The organism is Halomonas alimentaria, from assembly GCF_009902005.1.
Taxonomy (GTDB): domain Bacteria; phylum Pseudomonadota; class Gammaproteobacteria; order Pseudomonadales; family Halomonadaceae; genus Halomonas; species Halomonas alimentaria.
Window position 1 is genome coordinate 2,221,816 of the sequence record NZ_WUTT01000001.1, and the last position, 21,174, is coordinate 2,242,989.

Consider the following 21,174-nt stretch of genomic DNA (forward strand, 5'->3'; position numbering starts at 1 on the left):
GGATGCAAGACGAGACTCGCCATGGCGACCTGCTGGTGATACTGCGCCATGCCCCCCATGGATCGAGCTGGCTTAAGGAAGGGCTGGATGTTGCCCTGGTCGCCGCGGCCTTCGACCGGCGGGTGACACTGCTGTTCATGGGGGAGGGCATCACGGCGCTGCTCGAGGGGCAGCAGGCGGGACCGCTGGGACAGAAGGGCACCGCACCGACACTGGCCATGCTGGAGATGTACGATATCGACAGCCTGCTGGTGGAAAAGCGCGGGATGGAGTCGCTGGGCCTGAGCGACGAGCAATTTATGCTGCCGGTGCAGGGCGTGGACGCTGACAGGATCGCTGAGCTACTGGCGTCCCATGCGCTGGTTCTGAACTTCTGACGAGATACGCCATGTTGCTGCATACCCTGAATCGCTCTCCGCTGTCCCCCGTTCTCGACCAGGCACTGGCGGGGATGGGGCCGGAGGACAGGCTGTTATTGATCGAGGACGGCGTCCTCGGTGCCTTGCCGGCGCAGCAGGCTCGGTACGCGAGTGTCGCCGGGCGTGTCTACGCCCTGCATGAGGACCTTGCGTCAAGGGGGTTGCTCGGCCTATGCGACCCGACGGTCCGCGTCGTCGATATCGAGGGCTTCGTGGCCCTGACCGAGGAGTGCGAGCGCACGGTGAGTTGGTACTGATGGCAAGCGTAGAAATATACCGTTATATATCTTTAGATGAAAAGAATATCCCGCTCGACCCGGAGGGCTTTCTGGTCGACATGGAGGACTGGTCACCCGAGGTCGCCGAACGACTGGCCGAGGAAGAGGGTATCCTGCTGAGCGAGGAGCACTGGGAGGTGCTGCGCGTACTGCGGGAGTTCTATGCGCGCTTCGAACAGGCGCCGGCAATGCGACCCCTGGTGAAGGCTGTCGGACAGGCGCTTGGACCCGACAAGGGACGCTCGATGCACCTGATGAAGCTGTTCCCGGGCAGCCCCGCCAAGGTAGGCGCGCGGCTGGCAGGGTTGCCCAAGCCCACCAACTGCCTGTGAGCACGCCATGAACTTCCTGGCCCATGCCTGGCTGGCCCGAGGTGGCGGCGACGACTTCCTCTACGGCAACCTGATCGCCGACGGGGTGAAGGGAAGTGACCTCGACGGCTGGCCTGACGAGGTTGCCCGTGGGATTCGCCACCACCGCCGCGTCGATGCCTTCGTGGACAGCCATGGGGTGACGCGCGAGATCCTGGCGCGATCGCCGCGCTCGGGCAGACGCTTCGTGGGAATCGCCCTGGACTTGGTGTGGGATCACTTCGTGGCCCTGGAGCCAGGTATCGCGGAGCGGGACTCGCCGCTTGTCACGCGCAGCTATCGGCTGCTGGTCCAGCGCGCAGCCCCAGCACGCCTGGCACCGATGATGCCGTTGCTGGTGGAGCAGGACTGGCTGCGGCGCTATGCCGACTTCGCATTTACCTGCCGTGCCATCGCCGGCATCGGCCAGCGACTCTCCGGTCCCAACCGGCTGTTGGAGCTGGTGCCCTGGCTGGAGGCCGAGTACCCGCTCCTGCGTGATGATTTCCAGCGCCTCTGGCCAGCGGTGCGCGAAGCGCTGGAAGTGACCCCGGAATCGCCTAGGCGTCGCTTCTGAGCCACAGGCAGGTCACGCGATCGCCCGGCGAGATCGTGCTCTCAGGGGGAATCACGGCCAGGGCATCGGCCTCGATGCACGAGGAGAGCACCGCCGAATTCTGGTCGGCAAAGGCCTCGGCATACGGGCCCTGCTCGTCGAACCGCAGTACGACCCGCATGTAGTGAGCCCGCGGGCCGGTGTGGGTCGAGAAGTTGCTGCGCGCCGGGATCTCGGGCAATGAGACCAGTGCCGGGCAGCCCAGCATGCTGCCGACCAGCGGCCTCAGGAACAGCCAGGCACCCACGAAGCTTGACACCGGGTTGCCCGGCAGCCCCACGAAACGTGTCTCACCGTCTCTCCGGGGAATCCGGCCCAGGGCCAGCGGCTTGCCCGGGCGAATCGCCAGCCGCCACAGATCCAGCTGCCCGAGAGACTCCACGGCCGCCTTGACGTGGTCCTCGTCGCCGACGCTGACGCCGCCGGTGGTCACCACGATATCCGCCTGGCTGGCAGCCTCGGCCAGCACTTCCCGGGTGGCGGCGGGGTCATCGGGTATCGATGCCGTCATCACCAGGGTGACCCCGAAGCGCTCCAGCAACCGGCGGAGCATGGGGCGGTTGGAGTTGTAGAGCTGGCCCGGGCCCAGCGACTGGCCAGGATCGACGATCTCGTCGCCGGTGGAGAGCAGGGCGACTCTCGGCCGACGCCGCACCTCGACCTCGGTGATGCCCTGGCCGGCGAGATGCCCGAGGGCCGCTGCCTCCAGCCGGGTGCCGGCCTCGAGCAGCGTGCTGCCGGATGCGACGTCGCGGCCGCGGCGACGGATGTTGTCGCCTGCCGCAATATCCGCAGGGACAAGGGCCGTATCACCCGTCACCTCGACGCGCTCCTGCATGACCACGCAGTCGGCACCCGGCGGAATCTCGCCGCCGGTGAAGATCCTGGCGCAACTGCCGTCTTCCAGCGGCTGGACGGGGCTCCCCGCGGCAATACGCTGGCTGATGGGCAGCCGGCGTCCCGCGTCGCGATGGTGCAGGGCATAGCCATCCATGGCGCTGTTGTCGAAGGAGGGCACGTCGAGCCTCGCCATGACAGCCTCGGCCAGCACGCGACCGGCCGCCTCGTCACACGGCACCCTCTCGCTGTCCAGCATGGCGACACCCTGCAGTAGTGCCTCCAGCGCCTCGGCGACCGGCTTGAGTTTGCTATCCATGCTGGCCTCGCTCCGGGATCACCAGGTTGGCCTGAATGTATAGAAAGTTGCATGGCTTGTGCCGATTGATTGTCATGTCAGCCATGCTGGCCTCGCTCGGGAATCACCAGGTTGGCCTGAATGTATAGAAAGTTGCATGGCTTGTGCCGATTGAACGTCTTGTCAGGCATGCTGGCCTCGCTCCGGAATCACCAGATTGGCGAAATTACATGGTTTGTGTCGGCTGTCGAGCTGCTCGGCGAGGATGCCATCCCAGGCGGTACGACAGGCGCCGGTGGAGCCCGGCAGGCAGAACAGCACGGTGGCGTTGGCCAGCCCACCCAGGCAGCGGCTCTGCACGGTGGAGCTGCCGATCTCCTGCCTGCTCAGTTGGCGAAACAGCTCCCCGAAGCCCTCGATTCGCTTATCGAGGAGCACCGATACCGCCTCCGGCGTGGAGTCACGCCCAGTGAAACCGGTGCCGCCGGTGGTGAGTACCACCTGTATCTCGGGGTCGGCGATCCAGGCGGAGACAACGGCGCGAATCCGGTAGACGTCATCGGGGACGATGCGCTTCTCGGCCAGGTGGTGGCCGGCCGTGGTCAGGCGCTCGACCAGTGCCTGGCCGCTGCGGTCGGTCTCCTCGGTGCGGGTATCGGAGATCGTCAGCACGGCGATGGAGAGGGAGATCATCGACTCAGCCATTCTGTGCTGACTCCTCGTTGTTCTGCCTGGTGCTGGGCTGCTTCGGGGCGTGGCGTGCCTCGAAGGCGGCCTGCTGTTCCGGCGTGGCCTCCTGCTGGTACTTCTCCTTCCACTCGGCGTAGGGCATGCCGTAGACATACTCGCGGGCCTTGTCGTAGTCGAGCTCGGCGCCGCGCTCCTCGGCGGCGGTCATCAGCCACTTGGAGAGGCAGTTGCGACAGAAGTCCGCGAGGATCATCAGGTCGATGTTCTGGACCTCCTTGTGCTCATCCAGGTGACGCAGCAGGCGACGGAAGGCGGCCGCCTCGAGTTCGGTGCGGGTTGTCTCGTCCAGGTGTTGCATGGGGATCACTCCATCCTATGGTAGGCATCCAGAATAACAAAAGACACCGCCCGAAGGCGGTGTCGAAGGTGGCTCAATGAATCACGCTAGGTGGAGCTCTGCGGCGAGGAGCCTCCCGTCGCTTCCTTGCTGCCGGTAGCGAGCTGCTCCTCGGGCACGGCGCTCTCCTTCACCTCCTCATACCAGAGGTTATGGTGCTCCTTGGCCCAGGTCTCGTCGACGTAGCCGGTCGTCATGCCCTCGAGGGAGCCCTCGGTGCCGAGCGTGCCGATGTAGATATGGCCCAGCGCCACGGCGGTGAGGCCCAGTGCACCGATGCCGTGTACCAGATTGGCCCACTGCATGGTGTCACGCGCCTGTCCGTAGTTGGGGAAGTCCAGGACAAGGCCGCTGATGATCACCACCACCCCGGCGGTGGCCAGCAGCCAGTACCAGGCCTTCTCGCCGGCATTGGCGAAGCCTGCGTCGGGATGCTCCTTGCCCACCAGGCCGCCCCCCTTGCGGAACCAGTCGATGTCGTGCTTCTTCGGCAGGTTATGCACCAACAGCTTGGCCAGCAGGATCAGCAGCAGGATGCCGAAGAACGGCCCCAGGTAGTTGTGCACCAGCTTGGAGGCCGACACCATGGCGCCCCAGGCGCCGGCACCGAACAGCGGGTAGAACACGTGCTTGCCGTAGAGGAGGGTGAGTCCCGACAGGGCGAGCAGGATGAACAGCGTGGCCACGCTCCAGTGCAATGAGCGCGACACGGCGCTCCAGCGCAGCAGTTTCCTTCCCGTGCGTGGCTCATCCAGCTTCTTGCGGCCCGCAATCAGGTAGAAGAGCACGATCATCGCCAGCATGCCGCCGATGACGATCAGCCCGTAGGGTGACACCCAGCGGTTGCGCCACTGGCGCCAGGTCTCGCCGCTGGCATTGACCAGGTTGTAGGTGGAGTCGAAGCGGCTGTCGCGATAGTTGGCATCGACCTCGCCGCTGCGAACCTGCCGCCAGGTGTCGGCGTCCAGAGCAGGCACGGCGGTGGCCGCCTCGCCCTGGGGGTCCGACTGGGCCTGGGCGCCCTGGGCCAGCGCCAGGCCAACTACCAGCACCAGGGCCGGCAGCACCAGGGCCAGCAGCGGCAGTCGCCATAGCGACCGCCATTGGATGGAGTGGCTCATGAGATCACCTCCTCAGCCCTGGCGGGCCGCATCGTAAGCGAGAGAGTCCGCTGCCGAAACGTCCGGCTGACCCGCCCGGGTGCGCTCCTGCTCGCGACGCTGGTTGCCTGACCAGCCGCCATCCTTGTGGCCGCGCTGGACGACACGCTGGCGGAAGATGTCAGCGACTTCCTGGGCATCGCCGGCCAGCAGCGCCTTGGTGGAGCACATCTCGGCGCACAGCGGCAACTTGCCCTCCGCGATGCGGTTGGCGCCGTACTTCTGGTACTCCTCCTCCTTGGTCTCCGCCGGACCACCGGCGCAGAAGGTGCACTTGTCCATCTTGCCGCGCTCGCCGAAGGCATTCTGCTGGGGGAACTGCGGGGCGCCAAAGGGACAGGCGTAGAGGCAGTAGCCGCAGCCGATGCACAGATCCTTGTCGTGGAGCACGATACCGTCGTCGGTCTTGTAGAAGCAGTCGGTGGGGCAGACCGCCATACACGGCGCGTCGTCGCAGTGCATGCAGGCGACCGAGATCGAGACTTCCTCGGGTTCGCCGTCGTTGAGTGTCACGACCCGGCGGCGCTGGATGCCCCAGTCGGTCTCGTTGGCGTTCTTGCAGGCGGTGACGCAGCCGTTGCACTCGATGCAGCGCTCCGCGTCGCACATGAATTTCATCTGGGCCATGGTAGTCTCCTCGTGGCGGGACGGGCCGGGCCCGCCCCGCGTGTTTCGTCAGGCGTCAGGCGCGCTCGATGCGGCACAGGGTGCACTTGGTTTCCTGCATCTGGGTCACGGTGTCGTAGCCGTAGGTGGTGGCGGTATTGGCCGCCTCGCCCAGCACATAGGGTGCCGAGCCCTCCGGATAGACGTCGTGCAGGCTCTCGCCCTGGAACATGCCGCCGAAGTGGAAGGGCATGAACACCACCTCGCGGGCAACGCGGTTGGTCACCAGTGCCTTGACCCGCACGCGGCCGCCCTCGGCACCCTCGACCCAGACGTCGTCGCCCTCGGCGATACCCAGGTCGTTGGCCAGCGCCGGGTTGATCTCGACGAACATCTCCTGCTGCAGTTCGGCGAGCCAGGACATGGAGCGGGTCTCCTCGCCACCGCCTTCGTATTCCACCAGGCGTCCGGAGGTGAGGATGATCGGGTAGTCCCCGGTCACATCCTGCTCCTGGATGCTCTTGTAGAGCGTCGGCAGGCGGTAGTGGGAGGCGACGTCGTCCCAGGTCGGGTAGTCCTCGACCAGGTCGCGACGGCTGGTATACAGCGGCTCGCGGTGCTTGGGGATCGGGTCGGGGAAGGTCCAGACGTTGCAGCGCGCCTTGGCGTTGCCGAAGGGCGAACACTCGTGGGCGATGGCCACGCGCTGGATGCCGCCGGAGAGGTCGGTCTTCCAGTTCTTGCCCTCCGCCTCGGCCTGTTCCTCGGCGGTGAGGTCATCCCACCAGCCCAGGTCTTTGAGCATCTCGGCGGTGAACTCGGGATAGCCATCCTCGAGCTCGGAACCGGCGCTGAAGGAGCCATCGGAGAGGATGTTCTGCCCGTTGTGCTCGATGCCGAAGCGGGCGCGGAAGGTGAGGCCACCCTCGGAGACCTTCTTGCTGGTGTCGTAGAGGATCGGGGTGCCGGGGTGGCCCATCTTGGCGTTGCCCCAGCAGGGCCAGGGCAGGCCGTAGTAGTCACCGTCCGCGGGACCGCCCTCGGCCTTGAGGTCGCGGAAGCTGAAGGTGTGCCAGTTCTGCTGGTGCGCCTTGAGACGCTCCGGGCTCTGGCCGGTGTAGCCCACGGTCCACATGCCGGCGTTGAACTCGCGGGTGATGTCCTCGATCACCGGCTCGGTGCCTTTGACCTCGATGTTCTTGAAGAGCTGGTCGGCAAAGCCCAGCTTGCGCGAGAGCAGGTACATGATCTCGTGGTCGGGCTTGGACTCGAACAGCGGGTCGATCACCTTGTCGCGCCACTGGATGGAGCGGTTGGTGGCGGTGACACTGCCGGTGGTCTCGAACTGGGTCGCCGCCGGCAGCAGGTAGACACCGTCCTGGCGGCCATGCATGACGCCTGCCACGGTGGGGTAGGGGTCGACGATGACCATCATCTCCAGCTGCTGCATGGCCTTCTGCATCTCGGGGCCACGGGTCTGGGAGTTGACCGCATGGCCCCAGTAGAACATCGCCTTGAGTTGGGTGCGCTGGGTGATGTTCTCATCGTCTTCGAGGACGCCGTCGATCCAGCGCGACACCGTGATGCCGTTGGTGTACATGGGCTGGTCGTCCGAGTACTCGGTCTGGTCGAAGCGGCCCTTCAGCCACTCGTAGTCGAGATCCCAGACCCGCGCCCAGTGCTTCCAGGCGCCTTCGGCCAGGCCGTAGTAGCCGGGCAGGGAGTGGGACATCAGGCCCAGATCGGTGGCGCCCTGGACGTTGTCGTGGCCGCGGAAGATGTTGGCGCCGCCACCGGACTTGCCGATGTTGCCCAGTGCCAGCTCGAGGATGCAGTAGGCGCGGGTGTTGTTGTTGCCGGTGGTGTGCTGGGTGCCGCCCATGCACCACACGATGCAGCCGGGGCGGTTCTCTGCCAGGCGGCGGGCGGTGTCGTACATCTGCGCCTCGGGCACACCGGTGATGCGCTCAACCTCATCGGGCGGGAAGTTGGCGACCTCCTCGCGCACCTCGTCCAGGGCGTAGACGCGCTGGTCGATATACTCGCGGTCCTCCCAGCCATTGGCGAAGATGTGCCACAGCAGGCCCCAGATGAAGGCCACGTCGGAGCCGGGGCGGATGCGTACATAGCTGTCGGCCTTGGCGGCAGTACGCGTGAAGCGCGGGTCGACGACGATGATCTGCGCCTGGCTGCGCTCCTTGGCCAGCAGGATATGCTGCATGGCCACCGGATGCGCCTCGCTGGGGTTGGAGCCGATGAACATGATCGACTTGCTGTTCTGGAGGTCGTTGAGCGAGTTGGTCATCGCCCCGTAGCCCCAGGTGTTGGCCACGCCGGCCACGGTGGTGGAGTGGCAGATGCGCGCCTGGTGGTCGGTATTGTTGGTACCGGCCAGGGCGGCGAACTTGCGCATCAGGTAGGCCTGTTCGTTGTTGAACTTGGCCGAGCCCAGCCAGTAGATGCTGTCGGGGCCATGCTGCTCGGTGAGCTGGAGCACCTTGTCGCCGATCTCTTCGATGGCGTCCTCCCAGCTCATTCGCTGCCATTCCCCACCCACCAGCTTCATGGGGTACTTGAGGCGGCGGCTGGAGTGGCCATGCTGACGAAGAGACGCGCCCTTGGCGCAGTGGGCGCCGCGGTTGATCGGGTGATCGAAGGCCGGCTCCTGCTTGGTCCAGACCCCTTCCTGGACCTCGGCATAGACGCCGCAGCCCACCGAGCAGTGTGAGCAGACGGTGCGCTTGGTCTCCACCGGGGCGTCGGAGAACGCGGTCTTCTCGGCGGCTTCGGCACGGCGCATCATCGGCGTGCCCATGAAACCGGCGGCGGCCAGGCCCCCGGTGGTTGCCCCGCTCCGCTTGAGGAACTGGCGACGTGAAATGCCCAGGCCCTGGGGCCGCTGGGACTGTGTCTTACGAGTCAGACGCATGACATCTCTCTCCTCGCTGGCGGCCGTCAATCACGCAGGGTGGCGTAGTAGGCCCGGATATGGGGGGTTTCGTGGTAGTTGCTGTCGGCCTTCTCGGGGGCAGCCTTCTCCGCGGTGTCGGCCTGGACCAGGGTCACGTGGCCCACGGCGGCAGCGGCACCCGCCGCGGCGGTGCCGGCGCCCAGGGTCTTCAGGAAGCGCCGGCGCTCCGGGTTGCTTGTCGTGCGCATGGTGTTCTCCTCTCTCATTTTTCTCATCATTCTTGTTGTGGCCGTCGGTCGGCCTTGTTCTTTTGATGCCTGGCGGGTCAGGGCTCGATGATCCTTACCGGGGAGCGCTCCGCCTCTGCGGCCAGCTGGCTGCGCTCGCGGGCGATGAAGGCCTGCCCGAGCTCTCCTGTTCGAGCATAGAAGGCCGTGTCGACTCGGGCCAGATCGTCCAGACAACGCTCAGCCCATGGTGCGAGGTGCGACATAAAGAAAGCGGCGGTCTCCGCCGCGTGGTCCTCGATCAGCATGGCCATGATCTCGAACAGCGCGGCCAGGTGATCCTCGGGATCGTGGCTGCACTCACTGCGCATGAAGCCCAGTCGACGCAGGTCCTCGCGCAGCGCCACCAGCGCCTGGTCCATCAGCTCGCCGTTGCGGTACCAGGAGGCGTAGGGTGTGATCTCGCCCTGGACCACGCCCACCAGATGGCGGAAATGGGCGCGCTCGAGCTCGCTCGGGGTGGCGCCGCCGGCGGCGTGGGAGAGCCTCGCCAGTGCCGCGGCGACGGGGTCCCGGTTCTCCTCGACATCATCCTCGAGCTCGAGTCTGGCGAGCCAGGCGAGCAGCTCGTCATCGACGGGTTCGCGTATCAGGCGCGCCAGCAGGCGGTAAAGGTCAGCGCGCAGCGCCTCCTGCTCATCCGGCGCTGCCTCCGTGGCCAGCATGTCCTGATCCATCTCCTGGCTCATGGCGTCACACCTTCAGTTGGGATTCGGGGTCGCGGACCATGCCCTGGTACACGTCCTTGACGCGACAGTCCTCGCACATCTCCAGTCGCGCCGCGGCGTCGCCGGCGAAGTAGGGGTGTTCGGCCAGTTTCGCCTTGATGGTGGCGATGGTGCTTGCGCTGGCGAAGGGCTTGCCACAGCGAATGCAGCAGAAGGGCGGCTCCTCGTGACGAGCCTGGCGCTGGGTACGGCTCGCATCGGCCAGGAAGCCGGGCACCAGGCGAATGGCATCCTCGGGGCACGCCTCCACGCACAGGCCGCACTGCACGCAATCGGCTTCGCGATAGCTGAGCAGCGGAGTCTCGTCACCGCTGGCCAGGGCCGGAGTGGGACAATTGCTGACACAGGCGAAGCAGAGCGTGCAGGCGTCGCGGTCGATCTCGAGCCCCCCGTAGGCGGCACCGGATGGCATGGGGTGGCGCTGGCCGTCGGCCTTGCCGAGTGCTGTCAGGCGTGCCAGCACCTCCTCGAAGCGCTCCCGTTTGGGCTGCGCGGATAGTTCGAGAGGTTCTTCGCTGAGCGGCAGGTACTCCGGCAGGGCATCACGGGCGGCACCATCGCCGCGCTGGATGCGCTTGATGCGGCCTGGCTCGTGACCCAGCGCCGCCAGCAGCGCCTGGGCCTGGGCGATCTGGTCATCGATGAAGGCGGACAGCGTGGGTGGCAACTCGGGATGCACCTGGATACGCACCTCGGCGGCCCCGGCGGCCAGCGCGGTGAGCCACTGGTCGTGGCCGGCATTGCCCAGCTCCTCCAGCGGGACGTCGAGCACACAGCCGGCCGGCTCATCCTCGATCTCCAGCTCGCCGGCCTCGACGAAGCGCATCACCGGCACGCTGCCGCCGGCCTGGCGATAGGCGTCCAGCCAGCTGGCCAGGGCCTCCTGCTGACGCGCGGGTTCCGGCAGGCGGAACTGGATGGCGCCGGTGGGGCAGGCGCTGGAGCAGCTGCCCACACCCTGGCAGAGGTAGGGGTCGATCTCGATACGCGACTCGATGCGACCCTTGTGGCTGGATATGGCGTCCGCGGGGCAGACCTCGAGGCAGCGGGTACAGCCGACATTGCCCGAGGCGGAGTGGGCGCAGAGATCGGCGTTGATCTGGAAGTAGCGCGGCTTGTCGAACTCGCCGACCAGCTCGGCGAACTCGTCCAGGGCCGCATCGCTCTCCGCGCCTCCCCAGGCGAGGTGGCGATACCCGGGAGGTGGCAGTTCGAGTTCCAGGGCCGGTGAGCGACCCAGGTCGAGGATCAGGTCGGCATGCTGACGACCGAGCAGCGGCAGCGTCAGGTCGAGCCGCTCGTCCGGGCCGTGGAGGCCAACGCTGAACCGCCCCAGATAGCCCTCGATGCGCAACTGGCTGCGTTGCGTGGGCGACAGGGTCCGGCAGGGCAGGCGTCGGGTACTCTCCAGCAGCGCTTCGACCTGCACGTCGTCGAGCAGGGTATCGGCGGCGGCCGGTTCGGTGATCAGCAGGGCGATAGCGGAAAGCCCTTGCCCCTGCAGGCGTTGAGCGGCCTGGCGGACGCTGATCTCGTCGCCCAGCAGCAGGGCGTGACCGGCGCTCTCGTAGGTGACGCTGGCGGGGGTCAGGTTGACCGGCCAGGAGACGCGCTGCCGAGCCGCCTCGCGGGCGCTGCGGTTGGCAGCGTCGTCCACGGTCACGGCGTCAATGGGTGATGTCATGCAGCCTCACGGTAGTGGTGTCGTGCTTGTTGTCGTTATTGGTGAACATTGAAAAATCAGCATTAACTAAATTTATTATCGCCGCCAATTGCCTCTTCGTCTAATCGATTCTTCGCGTCGGTCTCGTGTCGCGGGCCGGCCTGAGCGCCGTCATCATGGCTCTCGTCACGCTGGTCCTCGGCCGGCCGTGGCGCCTCCGCCAGCAGCTCGCTCTCCGCGCCCTCCGTCGCCTCGAGGGGCTCCTCACTGGGACGGGTCCAGCGCCTCAGCTGCTCCGCCACATCCCGGGCCAGCGGCTTGAGCACCTCGCGATAGTTCTCGTCGTAGTCATCGAGCCCATCGCGGACCCCGTAGTTGCCGGAGGTCCACAGGCGACGCAGGGCGCGTCGGCGCAGCTGGCCGCTGACGCCTTCCTTGAGGTAGGCAGTAAAGTCAGACCCGGCCGGCAGGTCGTCGGGATCGGGCAGGGTGTGATCGAGGCTGCCGGGCACCGCTCCCTCGGGCTCCACCGCCTCGTCCTGCGGCGCCTCATTGGCGACCGCGTCAATGACATGCTCGGAGGGATGTGCCAGGGACTCCCGGTCGGGCTCGTCCAGTACCTCTTCCCCCAGCTTGCGGCGAGACCAGCGTTCGAACCGACTCATGGCGTCATCTCCCGGGCGCGCCCGGCGCCCTTGCGTTTCTTCTTGCGTCCCTCTTCGGGCGCCTCGCCATGGCGGGCCAGGTAGGCCTCGAGCCAGGCCTGGATCGCTACTGGCATCGCCACGTCCAGCACCTGCTGTTCGCCGTCCATCCAGCTGGCGGCGACGTCCTGGCTGGCGGTGATCGCCGAGGGAGTGGGGGAGCCGCCGGCGTCGCCGCAGCGCACGAAGAGCCGAGGGGTGTCGGAGGTAAGGTTGAAGCGGTAGGCGGCGCGCTCGGTCAGGGTGAGCTGCAGGATCAGTGTCCAGGGCCCTGCATCCCCGGGCGTCAACTCGCGGATAAAGTGACGCCGCGAGACGAATCCCTTGATACGGGTGGTTTCTTCACCCAGCGCGAGACTCACGCTGCGGTGGTTGGTTAAGGCTGTCATCGAAGGTCTCTCGGACGTGGGTAAGTGCATTAAAGACTTTCAGTATCGGCAATGCCATCATGACCCATCAACGTCTTTCAGGAGCCCGCACCGGATGCCACCGATCAGCCTCAGCCGTGCCCGCCTGCCCGCCACCCTGGAGATCGAGGTCCTCGACGAGTATGGCGACCCGCGCCGTCAGGCGATCGCCGCCGAGCGCCCGCTCACTCTCTATCTCAACAAGCGCGAGATCGTCACCCTGATGACCCTGGGGGCCGACCCCGAAGCGCTGGTGGTGGGTTACCTGCGCAATCAGGGCCTGCTCGAGCGACGCGAGGACCTGGAAGCGGTGCATGTCGACTGGGAGGTGGAAGCCGCCGCGGTGGTCACCCGGCATCTTCCCGAGGACCTCGACGAGCGTCTGGGGCATCGCACCGTTACCACCGGCTGTGGCCAGGGTACGGTGTTCGGTCGCATTCTGGACGCGGTGCCCAGGCAACCCTTGCCGGATACCCCGGTTCGCCAGTCGGTGCTCTATGCCCTGCTGGAGAACCTCGGGACCTACAACGAGACCTATCGCAGCGCCGGGGCGGTACACGGCTGCGCCCTGTGTCGCCAGGATTCGGTGCTCGACTTCGTGGAGGACGTGGGGCGCCACAATGCGGTGGATACCCTGGCGGGGCGCCAGTGGCTGGGGGAGAGCGAGACTGGTGGGGCGGATATCTTCTATACCACCGGCCGGCTGACCTCGGAGATGGTGATCAAGGTGGCCCAGATGGGCATCGGGGTGCTGGTGTCGCGCTCCGGGGTGACCCAGAAGGGGGTTGAGCTGGCGGAGCGCTTCGGGGTCATGCTGGTGGCCCGGGCCAAAGGGCGCCACTTCCAGGCGATCCATGCCCAGCGGCGCCTCGAACTGGACGCCATTCCGGCCAGCCGGCCCGGCGACCGGCGGCGGGAGAAGGCCTGATCAGGCGGCCTCGCCCCGGGTACACACCGACAGCACCACGGCATCCTCGTCGCTGGTCGAGACCAGCGCGTGGCCCATGGCGCTGTCGAAGTAGATGCTGTCACCAGTCTCCAGCTGCAGAGGCTCGTAGAACTCGGTATACAGCAGGATCTCGCCCTCCAGCACCATCAGGAACTCCTCGCCGTCGTGGCGGACCCACTCGCTGAACTCCTCGAAGCGTCGTGCCCGCACGATGGTCTTGAAGGGAATCATGCGCTTCTGGGCCAGTTCACAGCTGAGCAGCTCGTGCTCGTAGGTCGGTGTCGGGTGCAGTTCGCCATGGCCGCGTCGGGTCAGGTCGCGACGCCCCGTGGTGCGCGCCTGCTGGCGAGGCGGCGAGAGCAGTTGGGGGAGGTCGATGCCCAGTCCGCTGATCAGCTTCTGAACCGCGGTGAACGTCGGCGAGATCTGGTCGTTCTCGATCTTCGACAGGGTGGAGCGTGCAAGGCCAGTACGCTGGCTGACGTCTTCCAGCGTCCACTGGTTGGCCAGGCGGATTTCGCGCAGGCGTTCGCCGAGGCGCAGCGGCTCGACGAAGGGCTTGCGCCCGGAGGCGATGCGCAGGGCAGCATCCTGATCGTTGGTTTCTGTCATGGCGCGAGTTCACTATAGGAAACAGGTTTTCCCGAGCTTATCACAACGCCACCGGATGCCGGCTATCCCGTGCGCCGGCAGATTCGCCGCCTCGGTGCAGGAAGATCAGCCGCGGCTGCCCGGGTCACCGGCGGTGTCGGTTTCCTGATCGTCAGAAACGCCATCGCCGAAGGGCAGTCCCAGCAGTGCCTTGACATGGGCATCAACGCAGCGTCCCAGCGACTCCAGGTGATAGCCCCCCTCGAGTACCGACACCAGCCTTCCGTCGGCATACAGCTCGGCGATCTCCAGCGCCATATGGGTCACCCAGTGGAAGTCCTCGTCCTCCAGGTTGAGCTCGGCCATCTCGTCCTCGCGGTGGGCGTCGAAACCCGAGGAGAGCAGCACCAGTTCGGGCTTGAAACGATGCAAGGCGGGCAGCCAGTCATCCTCGATTGCCTTGCGGAAGGCGGCGCTGTCGGTGCCGGCGGAGAGCGGTGTGTTGACCACGTTCTGCCATTCGCTGCGCAGGTAACGCCAGGGATAGAACGGAAACTGGAAACTGGTGCAGACCAGCACCTCGGGGTCGTCCTTGAAGATGTCGATGGTGCCGTTGCACTGGTGGACATCGAAATCGAGGATGGCGATGCGCCGTGCGCCGTACTTCTTGCGGGCATGGGCGGCACCCACCGCGACATTGTTGTAGAAGCAGAAGCCCATGGCATCGGTGGCCTCGGCGTGATGGCCGGGTGGGCGCACCGCGCAGAAGACGTTGTCGGCCTGATGGCGAAACACCTGGTCGACGCCGCGGATCACCGCCCCCGCAGCGACACGCGCTGCCTTGAGGCTGTCGGGGTTCATCATGGTGTCACTGTCGAGGGTGACGATCCCCTGCTCCGGCACACACTTGTCCAGGGCACGCAGGTGGCGAACCGGATGGACCAGGGCGAGCTCTTCCTCGGTGGCCGGACGCGCCTCCGACTGCATGGTCTGCTGCAGGGTGCCCGACAGGGACAGGCGTGCCCGGATCGCCTCCAGGCGCAAGGGGCTTTCCGGGTGCTCCGGCCCCATATGGTGGAGGTGGCAGTCGGGATGGGTGATGTAACCGGTGATCATGGCGCTCTCCGTGCTGACTGGGATCACTTTACTTGAGCCAAGCCCTTGCCAGACAGTGTCAATAGGTCGTACACAGTAGGCATCAATTCATGCGCCAACAGCCGGGAGATTGCCTTGAGCACCCGTTTCCTCCGCCACTTCTTCGAACCTCGCACCATCGCCGTGATCGGCGCCTCGGAAAAGTCGGAATCCCTGGGGGGCATCGTTATCCGTAACCTGCTGGAGGGGGAGTTTCCCGGCACGATCTGGGCGGTGAACCCCAAGGGTTACAGCAGCGTGCATGGCCAGCCGGCCTTCTCTCGTGTCTCCCAACTCCCCGAGGTGCCCGACCTGGCGGTGATCTGCTCACCGGTCGAGACGGTACCGGGCCGTATCGCCAGGCTAGGCAGCTTCGGCTGCCGCGCCGCTCTGGTGCTCTCCGGTGGCTCGCATCTCGACGAGGAGCGTGATGGCAAGGCCTCGATCCGCAGCCGCATGCTGGAGGCGGCCCGCGCCTCCGGCATACGGGTTCTGGGTCCCGAGTGCATGGGGCTGATCGTCCCCGGACGGCACCTCAATGCCTCCTATGCCAACCAGGTCATCAAGCGCGGCAAGGTCGCCTATCTCGGTCAGTCGGGCATGCTGGGCACGGCGATGATCGACTGGGCGGCGGGGCGCGGGGTGGGCTTCTCCCACCTGATCACCCTGGGGGATAGCGTCGACGTGATGCTTCCCGACCTGTTGGATTACATCAACCAGTACTCGCCGACCCAGGCAATCCTGCTGCATCTCGAGAAGGTGATGGATGCCCAGCATTTCATGACCGCGCTGCGCGATGCCTCACGCAACCGTCTGGTGCTGGCGATCAAGAGCGGGCGCACTCCCGAGTCCGACCTCACCGGGCTACCGCCAACCCCGGGGATTGCCAACCGCGACCAGCTGTTCGATGCCGCCTTCTCCCGGGCCGGCGTGGTTCGCGTGCATGACTCCGACGAGCTGTTCGACGCCCTGATGACCCTGTCACGCATGAAGCCCCTGCGTGGCGATCGACTGGCGATCGTCTCCAACGGCCTGGGGCCGGCGATGCTGGCCATCGACAAGCTGATCAACGCCGGCGGCAAGCTGGCGGACTTCAGAGAGGAAACGCGTGACGCCCTGCGTAGTGGCGGCCTGGATATCAGTAAGCCCGGCGAGAACCCCGTCGACCTGGGCGGCAACGCCACGCCAGAAATGATGGTGGATGCGTTGGAGATCGTGGCCGCGGATCCCGGTGTCGATGCGGTGCTGGTGGTGCATGCCCCCACTCGCCTGGCGCCTTCCAAGGTGACCGCCCAGGCGCTGGTGGCCAACCGCAAGCGGTTCCGCCGCAACCTGTTGACCAGCTTCATGGGCCTCGAAGAGGCCTTCTCGGCTCGCCACGAATGCAACCTGGCAGGGATCCCCACCTATGTGTCGCCCGAGCAGGCGGTGAAGGCCTTCATGCACATGGTGAACTTCCAGCGCGTCCAGGCGCTGTTGCAGGAGACGCCTCCGAGCCTGCCGTTCTCAACTACCCGCGAGAGTCGTGTCCGCTGCCGCAAGCTGATCGAGACGGTTAAGGCCGAGGGGCGCGAAACGTTGACCCACTCCGAGACCGCCCAGGTGCTGGAGGCCTACGGCATTCCCGTGGCGACCCGGCGCTATGTGACGACAGCGGAGGAGAGTGCCGCGGCAGCGGAGGCGTTCGAGGGCAGCATGGCCCTCAAGGTGATCCACGAGGGCAACTGCCGACCGTTCCGCTATCGCAAGCATCCTCACCGCCTTTCCGCCGGCCTGCTTCAGGACCTGAGGACGCCGCAGCAGGTAGCAGAGGGTGTCGAGTTGCTGGGCGAGAAGATCGCCGAGAAGTATCCCGCCTTCGAGGTGCGTGAGTATTGCCTGCAGCCCATGCAGCGCGGCAAGCACTCCATGCAGGTGTGCGCCGGCATTACCCGCGATCCGGTGTTCGGCCCGGTGGTGGTGTTCGGCATCGGTGGCTACAAGGTCAATATCCTGGCCGACCGCCAGGTGGCGCTACCGCCGCTCAACATGCGCCTGGCCGAGGACACGATCGAGCACACCCATGTGGCGCGCCTGATCCACGAGCACTCCAGCGACCCGAGCCGCGATATCGACAGGCTATGTCAGTTGCTGGTCAAGCTGTCGCAAATGGCCAGCGACCTGCTCGAGCTGCGTGGTCTTGAGATCAACCCGTTGCTGCTCAATCGCGATGACATGGTGGCGGTGGACTTCGCCATGGATCTCGGCCAACCGGCGCGCTTCGCGATCATGCCCTATCCCGAGGAGCTCAGGGAGTGGGTCACGCTCAAGAACGGCTGGGAAGTCGAGGTGCGTCCGATTCGCGCAGAGGATGCGCCGCTGATTACCAGCTTCCACGGCCAGCTCTCCGAGGAGAGCATCCGCTTCCGCTATTTCCACAACAAGGCGGACCTGACCCAGCGCGACCTGTCGATGCTCTCGCATATCAACTACGACCGTCAGATGGCCTTTATCGCCGAGCACCTGGTGGAGGATGGCAGGAAGGAGATGCTGGGCGTGGTCAGGGTCTGGAACGACCCCGACAATATCCGTACCGAGTTCTCGGTCATCATCCGCGACGACCTGCAGGGCCTGGGCATCGGCAGCCTGCTGATGAACAAGATGATCAATTACTGCAAGAGTGTCGGCACCCTGGAGATGATCGGCAAGATCATGGTCGACAATCACCCCATGCGTGCGCTGATGAAGCACCTGGGCTTCAAGCAGCGCTACAACATGGAGGAGCAGGTGGTCGACGCGGTGCTGCGCCTCAATGAACCCGACAGCGAGTGGCAGCGCCACCGCCTGGAGAGTCTGCCGGACTGAGGATCCCGGGATAATCGCCTTCATGCCGCCGCGGGTTCACACGCGTCGGCATTGACGAGGCGGGTAACAGTCCGGGAAGCGCCTCAGGGCGCGAGGCGGAAGTGGTGCCAGTCGCCGTCGCGGCGCTCGTAGCGGATCCGGTCATGGAGGCGGCTGGGCTGGCCCTGCCAGAACTCGACCATCTCGGGAATGATGCGGTAGCCACCCCAGTGCACAGGGCGCGGGATCTGCTGACCCTCGTAGGCCTGTTCGAAGCGTGCCTGACGCTCCTCGATCCAGGTGCGGTCCGGAATCACCACGCTCTGGGTGGCAATCCAGGCGCCGAGCTGGCTGGCTCGGGGACGACTGGCGAAGTAGTCGTCGGACTCCTGTTCGCTGACCTGTTCGACGCGTCCCTCGATGCGCACCTGACGAGCCAGTGATGGCCACCAGAAGGTCAGGGCGGCGTGGGGCACGTTGGTCAGTTCACTGCCCTTGTGGCTGTGGTAGTTGGTGTAGAAGACGAAACCCTGTTCATCGACGCCCTTGAGCAGCACCACTCGAGCATGGGGTAGCCCTTGGCTGTCTGCGGTGGCCAGGGTCATGGCGTTGCCGTCGAGGCCCTCGCTCTCCAGCGCCAGGGTCAACCACTCCTCGAACAGCGGCATGGGGTCATCGGTAACCTGGGCCTCGTCGAGCTGGCCGCCTTCATAGTCGCGGCGGATATCGGCAATGTTGCGTGTCATCGTGCTGAGCTCTCCTGAAATCTCTGTGCATGTTCGCCGCTTCGAGGACGCAGCTCAACACCTGTTTTGCAGCGCGGTAACATTTTCTGGCGCTATACATTGTGTCGAACCCGTCGGGACTCTCATCCCATCCAGCCCAGCTGGACCATGGCCATATAGGCACCGGTGCCGCCGATGATCGAGAGCAGGGCGTTGCGACGCCAAAGGTGCAGGAGGGCGACGATCAGCGCGGCCGCAATCATCGGCCAGCCGGTGGTGCCGGCGTTGAGCCGGCCGTCGAGCAGGGGCCGGAAGTCGCGCAGTGCATAGATCACCAGGATCATCATCACCGTGGGGGGCAGGTAGCGGCCCAGATGCAGGATCAAGGGGTGGTCGGCATGCCGCGCCAGGGCCACGAAGGGGATGACCCGCGTCGCGAAGGTGGCCAGGGCGCAGATGCCGATAAACAGCAGCAGCGAGGGAGTGCTCATGCGCTGGCCTCCAGGTTGCGGCCGAGACGGTAGTGCAGCAGCAGGATCAGGCTGGCTGCGCCGATGGCGCCCAGCAGCAGGTGACGGTCCGGCAACAGCAGCAGGGCGCCCAGTCCGGTGAACAGGGCAATGGCGAAGGGCAGCCAGCGACGCAGACGACGCGCCTGTTCGAGGGTGAGCACGATAAACAGTGCCGTCAGGGCGAACTCGATGCCCTGGCTGTCGAAGGCAAGCGTGGTGCCTGCCAGCACCCCGGCGATGGAGCCCAGCACCCACCAGGCCTGGTTGAGCAGGCTGACCCGGAAGGCCAGGGCCTGGTCACCGGCCCGCTCTGCCGGCAGGGTGGTGATCAGCGAGTAGGTCTCGTCGGTGAGGGCGAAGATCAGGTAGGGCTTGCGCCAACCGGCCCCCTGGAAGCGCTTGAGCAGCGAGAGACCATAGAAGAGGTGCCGGGAATTGAGCATCAGGGTCGCCACGGCCAGTTCCATGAGCCCGGCGCCGGCGGCGAGCAGCGCAACGGCGAGAAACTGGCCGGCGCCGGCATAGATTACCAGCGACATCATCACCGCCGCCCACCAGGGCACGCCGACCTCCACGGCGAGGATCCCGTAGGCGGCTCCCAGCGGCAGGTAGCCGAACATCACGGGCAGGGTAAGCTTCCCGGCTTCCTTCCAGGCATACGGTAATGACACGGTGATAGACTCCTTACCAGCAGTAGGCTGATGCGATGGCCAGCATTGCCATTTATGGTAAGGCAAATCCACCGGCTTGACAGCTCATGACAAGATACTCATCTGAAAAATGCAGGGAGGCAAGATGACTCGACTACTGGTCTGGGATATCCCGGTTCGCCTTTTTCACTGGTCCCTGGTGGCCCTTGTGGGGCTCTCGTTCTACACGATGAAGACCGAGGGCGCGCCCTTCGTCTTTCCGGTCGAGATCCATGCCCGCGCGGGTTACCTGCTGCTGGGACTGCTGCTGTTTCGCTGGCTCTGGGGGCTGCTGGGCAGCCCTCATGCGCGCTTCGCCAGCTTCCTGCGCTCCCCCGGCAGCATGATCGACTATGGGCGGCGCCTGCTCGGCGGCAGACCGCCCGCGTTCGCCGGCCACAACCCCCTGGGCGGCGCCATGGTCCTGGTCATGTTGCTGTCACTGTCGTTCCAGGCGGTCAGCGGCCTGTTCATGACCGACGATATCTTCTTCAAGGCGCCGCTGAACGGCTGGGTGGACGGTGATACCGTCGATATCCTCATGGCGCTCCATCACCTCAACGCCAACCTGCTGGTGGTGCTGATCGCCGGTCACCTGTTGGCACTGGTAGTACACCGCTTTAAGGGAGAGCGGCTGGTGGGCGCCATGATCACCGGCCGCAAGGCACTGGGGCGGCGCCCCGAGGATGAGCCCGGAGCTGGTCTCGAGCGTCGTACGGCGAGCCTGTGGCTAGCCCTGGTCCTGGTCGTGCTCTGTGCCCTGCCAGTGATCTGGCTGTGGTACGCGTGAGCCGAATGCGCGACGGGGCGGCCTGAAGGCCGCCCCGTCGCATTCACATCCAGGTGGGTGTCCGGGTATGACTACTCGGCACGGAAATCGTCGTGACACCCCTTGCAGCTGTTGCCCACGGCGCCGACCTGGCGGCGCAGGGCGTTGAACTCCTCGCCGTCCTCGACCATCTGGGCCAGGGTGGCGGCCTCCTGCTTGAATGTCTCCTGCTTCTCCTCGAAGCCTTCCCAGTCATCGGCAATCTTGGCCAGGGCGTCGGTCTCGGCATCATGGTCGTCGCCCTGCAGGGTGCCTTCCATGAAACCTTCCCAGGGCAGATGGGCAACGGCTGCCAGGTTGTTCGCCCGGGTAGCGAACTCTTCCGCGTCATACTCGATATCACCCTGGGCCATGTCGCCCATGGGACCCAGCTGCCAAGCCATCACACTCAGGGCCGACTGGCGATAGTCGATGGCATCCTCGGGTTCTGCGGCCTGGACGGCGAGCGGCAGAGCAAGCGCGGCCGACAGGCCGAGGGCGACAAGGGGACGGAACGTCACGGTCATCACGAACTCCTTTCGTCAGTATTGGCTCAAGCGGCTTGATGTGTATCAAGCCGCTCCAAGCCTAG

The 21,174-nt window shown here is 65.7% G+C and carries 24 protein-coding genes; 7 read left to right on the forward strand and 17 right to left on the reverse strand.

The window, feature by feature from the left end; genetic code table 11:
• Positions 1–2: 2 nt before the first annotated feature.
• The 4 genes from tusC to GRB96_RS10545 are packed head-to-tail and all read left to right on the forward strand — an operon-like array spanning position 3 to position 1,624.
• Positions 3–377 carry a sulfurtransferase complex subunit TusC gene (gene tusC / locus GRB96_RS10530; RefSeq protein ID WP_161432094.1) on the forward strand — a complete coding sequence of 125 codons (375 nt, stop codon included), beginning with the start codon at positions 3–5 and terminating at the stop codon, positions 375–377.
• Positions 378–388: 11 nt separating this feature from the next.
• Positions 389–676: a sulfurtransferase complex subunit TusB gene (tusB, locus tag GRB96_RS10535; RefSeq protein ID WP_161432095.1), complete on the forward strand. Its 288-nt coding sequence runs from the start codon at positions 389–391 to the stop codon at positions 674–676.
• Positions 676–1,029 carry a TusE/DsrC/DsvC family sulfur relay protein gene (locus GRB96_RS10540; protein ID WP_161432096.1) on the forward strand — a complete coding sequence of 118 codons (354 nt, stop codon included), beginning with the start codon at positions 676–678 and terminating at the stop codon, positions 1,027–1,029. Before tusB ends, GRB96_RS10540 begins: the two co-directional genes overlap by 1 nt.
• A 7-nt stretch (positions 1,030–1,036) precedes the next feature.
• Complete coding sequence (locus GRB96_RS10545; protein ID WP_161432097.1) at positions 1,037–1,624, forward strand: acyl carrier protein phosphodiesterase; 588 nt, start codon at positions 1,037–1,039, stop codon at positions 1,622–1,624.
• Here GRB96_RS10545 and GRB96_RS10550 read toward each other — a convergent pair.
• The 11 genes from GRB96_RS10550 to GRB96_RS10600 form a co-directional block, all read right to left on the reverse strand.
• Positions 1,608–2,819, reverse strand: a complete 1,212-nt coding sequence (locus GRB96_RS10550; protein ID WP_161432098.1) for a molybdopterin molybdotransferase MoeA — start codon at positions 2,817–2,819, stop codon at positions 1,608–1,610. The two genes, GRB96_RS10545 and GRB96_RS10550, sit on opposite strands and share 17 nt — an antisense overlap.
• A 162-nt stretch (positions 2,820–2,981) precedes the next feature.
• Positions 2,982–3,503 (reverse strand): molybdenum cofactor biosynthesis protein B, encoded by a 522-nt coding sequence (moaB, locus tag GRB96_RS10555; RefSeq protein ID WP_161432099.1) that lies wholly within the window; start codon positions 3,501–3,503, stop codon positions 2,982–2,984.
• Positions 3,496–3,846 carry a DUF1244 domain-containing protein gene (locus tag GRB96_RS10560; RefSeq protein WP_161432100.1) on the reverse strand — a complete coding sequence of 117 codons (351 nt, stop codon included), beginning with the start codon at positions 3,844–3,846 and terminating at the stop codon, positions 3,496–3,498. The genes moaB and GRB96_RS10560 overlap by 8 nt, the downstream gene beginning before the upstream one ends.
• 86 nt (positions 3,847–3,932) lie before the next feature.
• Positions 3,933–5,006, reverse strand: a complete 1,074-nt coding sequence (locus tag GRB96_RS10565; RefSeq protein WP_161432101.1) for a formate dehydrogenase subunit gamma — start codon at positions 5,004–5,006, stop codon at positions 3,933–3,935.
• Positions 5,007–5,018: 12 nt separating this feature from the next.
• Positions 5,019–5,672 (reverse strand): formate dehydrogenase FDH3 subunit beta, encoded by a 654-nt coding sequence (fdh3B, locus tag GRB96_RS10570; RefSeq protein ID WP_161432102.1) that lies wholly within the window; start codon positions 5,670–5,672, stop codon positions 5,019–5,021.
• Positions 5,673–5,727: 55 nt separating this feature from the next.
• Positions 5,728–8,580 carry a molybdopterin-dependent oxidoreductase gene (locus GRB96_RS10575; protein ID WP_161432103.1) on the reverse strand — a complete coding sequence of 951 codons (2,853 nt, stop codon included), beginning with the start codon at positions 8,578–8,580 and terminating at the stop codon, positions 5,728–5,730.
• 26 nt (positions 8,581–8,606) lie between these two features.
• Complete coding sequence (locus tag GRB96_RS10580; RefSeq protein WP_161432104.1) at positions 8,607–8,810, reverse strand: twin-arginine translocation signal domain-containing protein; 204 nt, start codon at positions 8,808–8,810, stop codon at positions 8,607–8,609.
• 77 nt (positions 8,811–8,887) lie between these two features.
• The gene (locus tag GRB96_RS10585; RefSeq protein WP_240894154.1) at positions 8,888–9,538 is read right to left on the reverse strand and encodes a TorD/DmsD family molecular chaperone; all 651 of its coding nucleotides are present in this window, start codon (positions 9,536–9,538) and stop codon (positions 8,888–8,890) included.
• A 4-nt stretch (positions 9,539–9,542) separates the two neighbouring features.
• A complete protein-coding gene (locus GRB96_RS10590; RefSeq protein ID WP_161432105.1) occupies positions 9,543–11,261 on the reverse strand; it encodes a 4Fe-4S binding protein in 1,719 nt (572 codons plus the stop codon).
• Positions 11,262–11,323: 62 nt separating this feature from the next.
• Positions 11,324–11,905 carry a DUF3306 domain-containing protein gene (locus GRB96_RS10595; RefSeq protein WP_161432106.1) on the reverse strand — a complete coding sequence of 194 codons (582 nt, stop codon included), beginning with the start codon at positions 11,903–11,905 and terminating at the stop codon, positions 11,324–11,326.
• Complete coding sequence (locus GRB96_RS10600; protein WP_161432107.1) at positions 11,902–12,333, reverse strand: DUF3305 domain-containing protein; 432 nt, start codon at positions 12,331–12,333, stop codon at positions 11,902–11,904. The genes GRB96_RS10595 and GRB96_RS10600 overlap by 4 nt, the downstream gene beginning before the upstream one ends.
• A 94-nt stretch (positions 12,334–12,427) precedes the next feature.
• Between GRB96_RS10600 and GRB96_RS10605 the strand changes: the two genes are divergently transcribed.
• A complete protein-coding gene (locus GRB96_RS10605; protein ID WP_161432108.1) occupies positions 12,428–13,279 on the forward strand; it encodes a formate dehydrogenase accessory sulfurtransferase FdhD in 852 nt (283 codons plus the stop codon).
• Here the strand turns inward: GRB96_RS10605 and GRB96_RS10610 are convergent, their stop codons facing one another.
• Both GRB96_RS10610 and GRB96_RS10615 read right to left on the reverse strand, forming a co-directional pair.
• Positions 13,280–13,912 carry a helix-turn-helix domain-containing protein gene (locus tag GRB96_RS10610; RefSeq protein WP_161432109.1) on the reverse strand — a complete coding sequence of 211 codons (633 nt, stop codon included), beginning with the start codon at positions 13,910–13,912 and terminating at the stop codon, positions 13,280–13,282.
• A gap of 105 nt (positions 13,913–14,017) precedes the next feature.
• Positions 14,018–15,007, reverse strand: coding sequence for a histone deacetylase family protein (locus GRB96_RS10615; RefSeq protein WP_161432110.1), 990 nt, complete (start codon positions 15,005–15,007; stop codon positions 14,018–14,020).
• 114 nt (positions 15,008–15,121) lie between these two features.
• Between GRB96_RS10615 and GRB96_RS10620 the strand changes: the two genes are divergently transcribed.
• The gene (locus tag GRB96_RS10620; protein ID WP_161432111.1) at positions 15,122–17,869 is read left to right on the forward strand and encodes a bifunctional acetate--CoA ligase family protein/GNAT family N-acetyltransferase; all 2,748 of its coding nucleotides are present in this window, start codon (positions 15,122–15,124) and stop codon (positions 17,867–17,869) included.
• Positions 17,870–17,952: 83 nt separating this feature from the next.
• Here the strand turns inward: GRB96_RS10620 and pdxH are convergent, their stop codons facing one another.
• From pdxH to GRB96_RS10635, 3 genes are all read right to left on the reverse strand, one after another.
• Positions 17,953–18,594 carry a pyridoxamine 5'-phosphate oxidase gene (pdxH, locus tag GRB96_RS10625; RefSeq protein WP_161432112.1) on the reverse strand — a complete coding sequence of 214 codons (642 nt, stop codon included), beginning with the start codon at positions 18,592–18,594 and terminating at the stop codon, positions 17,953–17,955.
• A gap of 122 nt (positions 18,595–18,716) precedes the next feature.
• Positions 18,717–19,064, reverse strand: coding sequence for a branched-chain amino acid transporter permease (locus tag GRB96_RS10630; protein ID WP_161432113.1), 348 nt, complete (start codon positions 19,062–19,064; stop codon positions 18,717–18,719).
• Positions 19,061–19,756 carry an AzlC family ABC transporter permease gene (locus GRB96_RS10635; RefSeq protein WP_338074031.1) on the reverse strand — a complete coding sequence of 232 codons (696 nt, stop codon included), beginning with the start codon at positions 19,754–19,756 and terminating at the stop codon, positions 19,061–19,063. Before GRB96_RS10635 ends, GRB96_RS10630 begins: the two co-directional genes overlap by 4 nt.
• 124 nt (positions 19,757–19,880) lie before the next feature.
• Here GRB96_RS10635 and GRB96_RS10640 point away from each other — a divergent pair, with 124 nt between their 5' ends.
• Positions 19,881–20,564, forward strand: coding sequence for a cytochrome b/b6 domain-containing protein (locus tag GRB96_RS10640; protein WP_161432114.1), 684 nt, complete (start codon positions 19,881–19,883; stop codon positions 20,562–20,564).
• A 71-nt stretch (positions 20,565–20,635) separates the two neighbouring features.
• Here GRB96_RS10640 and GRB96_RS10645 read toward each other — a convergent pair whose 3' ends face one another.
• A complete protein-coding gene (locus GRB96_RS10645) occupies positions 20,636–21,109 on the reverse strand; it encodes a c-type cytochrome (RefSeq protein ID WP_161432115.1) in 474 nt (157 codons plus the stop codon).
• Between the last annotated feature and the right edge of the window lie 65 nt (positions 21,110–21,174).